The 2,864-nt window shown below is 52.3% G+C and carries 1 rRNA gene; it reads left to right on the top strand.

Annotation, left to right across the window (positions count from 1 at the left end):
- Positions 1 to 68: 68 nt before the first annotated feature.
- Positions 69 to 2,864, top strand: a 23S ribosomal RNA gene (locus BZK40_RS24040); the annotation flags it as partial.

Here is a 2,864-nt window from a genome sequence, read left to right as displayed (position 1 = left end):
GGTGTGTTCGAGTCTCTCAAATTTTTGCAAGTCGATGATGAATCGAAAGAAACATCTTCGGGTTGTGAGGTTAAGCGACTAAGCGTACACGGTGGATGCCCTGGCAGTCAGAGGCGATGAAGGACGTGCTAATCTGCGATAAGCGTCGGTAAGGTGATATGAACCGTTATAACCGGCGATTTCCGAATGGGGAAACCCAGTGTGATTCGTCACACTATCATTACGTGAATACATAGCGTAATGAAGCGAACCGGGGGAACTGAAACATCTAAGTACCCCGAGGAAAAGAAATCAACCGAGATTCCCCCAGTAGCGGCGAGCGAACGGGGAGCAGCCCAGAGTCTGAATCAGCATGTGTGTTAGTGGAAGCGTCTGGAAAGTCGCACGATACAGGGTGAAAGTCCCGTACACAAAAGTGCATGTGTTGTGAACTCGAAGAGTAGGGCGGGACACGTGGTATCCTGTCTGAATATGGGGGGACCATCCTCCAAGGCTAAATACTCCTGACTGACCGATAGTGAACCAGTACCGTGAGGGAAAGGCGAAAAGAACCCCGGCGAGGGGAGTGAAAAAGAACCTGAAACCGTGTACGTACAAGCAGTGGGAGCACCCTTCGGGGTGTGACTGCGTACCTTTTGTATAATGGGTCAGCGACTTATATTCTGTAGCAAGGTTAACCGAATAGGGGAGCCGAAGGGAAACCGAGTCTTAACTGGGCGTTAAGTTGCAGGGTATAGACCCGAAACCCGGTGATCTAGCCATGGGCAGGTTGAAGGTTGGGTAACACTAACTGGAGGACCGAACCGACTAATGTTGAAAAATTAGCGGATGACTTGTGGCTGGGGGTGAAAGGCCAATCAAACCGGGAGATAGCTGGTTCTCCCCGAAAGCTATTTAGGTAGCGCCTCGTGAATTCATCTTCGGGGGTAGAGCACTGTTTCGGCTAGGGGGTCATCCCGACTTACCAACCCGATGCAAACTGCGAATACCGAAGAATGTTATCACGGGAGACACACGGCGGGTGCTAACGTCCGTCGTGAAGAGGGAAACAACCCAGACCGCCAGCTAAGGTCCCAAAGTCATGGTTAAGTGGGAAACGATGTGGGAAGGCACAGACAGCCAGGATGTTGGCTTAGAAGCAGCCATCATTTAAAGAAAGCGTAATAGCTCACTGGTCGAGTCGGCCTGCGCGGAAGATGTAACGGGGCTAAACCATGCACCGAAGCTGCGGCAGCGACACTATGTGTTGTTGGGTAGGGGAGCGTTCTGTAAGCCGTTGAAGGTGTATCGTGAGGTATGCTGGAGGTATCAGAAGTGCGAATGCTGACATAAGTAACGATAATGCGGGTGAAAAACCCGCACGCCGGAAGACCAAGGGTTCCTGTCCAACGTTAATCGGGGCAGGGTGAGTCGACCCCTAAGGCGAGGCCGAAAGGCGTAGTCGATGGGAAACAGGTTAATATTCCTGTACTTGGTGTTACTGCGAAGGGGGGACGGAGAAGGCTATGTTAGCCGGGCGACGGTTGTCCCGGTTTAAGCATGTAGGCGGAGGTTCCAGGTAAATCCGGTACCTTTTAACGCTGAGGTGTGATGACGAGGCACTACGGTGCTGAAGTAACAAATGCCCTGCTTCCAGGAAAAGCCTCTAAGCATCAGGTAACACGAAATCGTACCCCAAACCGACACAGGTGGTCAGGTAGAGAATACCAAGGCGCTTGAGAGAACTCGGGTGAAGGAACTAGGCAAAATGGTGCCGTAACTTCGGGAGAAGGCACGCTGATATGTAGGTGAAGTGATTTACTCATGGAGCTGAAATCAGTCGAAGATACCAGCTGGCTGCAACTGTTTATTAAAAACACAGCACTGTGCAAACACGAAAGTGGACGTATACGGTGTGACGCCTGCCCGGTGCCGGAAGGTTAATTGATGGGGTTATCCGTAAGGAGAAGCTCTTGATCGAAGCCCCGGTAAACGGCGGCCGTAACTATAACGGTCCTAAGGTAGCGAAATTCCTTGTCGGGTAAGTTCCGACCTGCACGAATGGCGTAATGATGGCCAGGCTGTCTCCACCCGAGACTCAGTGAAATTGAACTCGCTGTGAAGATGCAGTGTACCCGCGGCAAGACGGAAAGACCCCGTGAACCTTTACTATAGCTTGACACTGAACACTGGTCCTTGATGTGTAGGATAGGTGGGAGGCTTTGAAGTGTGGACGCCAGTCTGCATGGAGCCATCCTTGAAATACCACCCTTTAATGGCTGGTGTTCTAACGTAGACCCGTGATCCGGGTTGCGGACAGTGTCTGGTGGGTAGTTTGACTGGGGCGGTCTCCTCCTAAAGAGTAACGGAGGAGCACGAAGGTTAGCTAATCCTGGTCGGACATCAGGAGGTTAGTGCAAAGGCATAAGCTAGCTTGACTGCGAGAGTGACGGCTCGAGCAGGTGCGAAAGCAGGTCTTAGTGATCCGGTGGTTCTGAATGGAAGGGCCATCGCTCAACGGATAAAAGGTACTCCGGGGATAACAGGCTGATACCGCCCAAGAGTTCATATCGACGGCGGTGTTTGGCACCTCGATGTCGGCTCATCACATCCTGGGGCTGAAGTAGGTCCCAAGGGTATGGCTGTTCGCCATTTAAAGTGGTACGCGAGCTGGGTTTAGAACGTCGTGAGACAGTTCGGTCCCTATCTGCCGTGGGCGCTGGAGAATTGAGGGGGGCTGCTCCTAGTACGAGAGGACCGGAGTGGACGCATCACTGGTGTTCGGGTTGTCATGCCAATGGCATTGCCCGGTAGCTAAATGCGGAAGAGATAAGTGCTGAAAGCATCTAAGCACGAAACTTGCCCCGAGATGAGTTCTCCCTGAC

Origin of the sequence: Citrobacter portucalensis (assembly GCF_002042885.1) — a bacterium.
GTDB lineage: Bacteria > Pseudomonadota > Gammaproteobacteria > Enterobacterales > Enterobacteriaceae > Citrobacter > Citrobacter portucalensis.
This window is presented reverse-complemented; position numbering and strand designations above follow the sequence as displayed.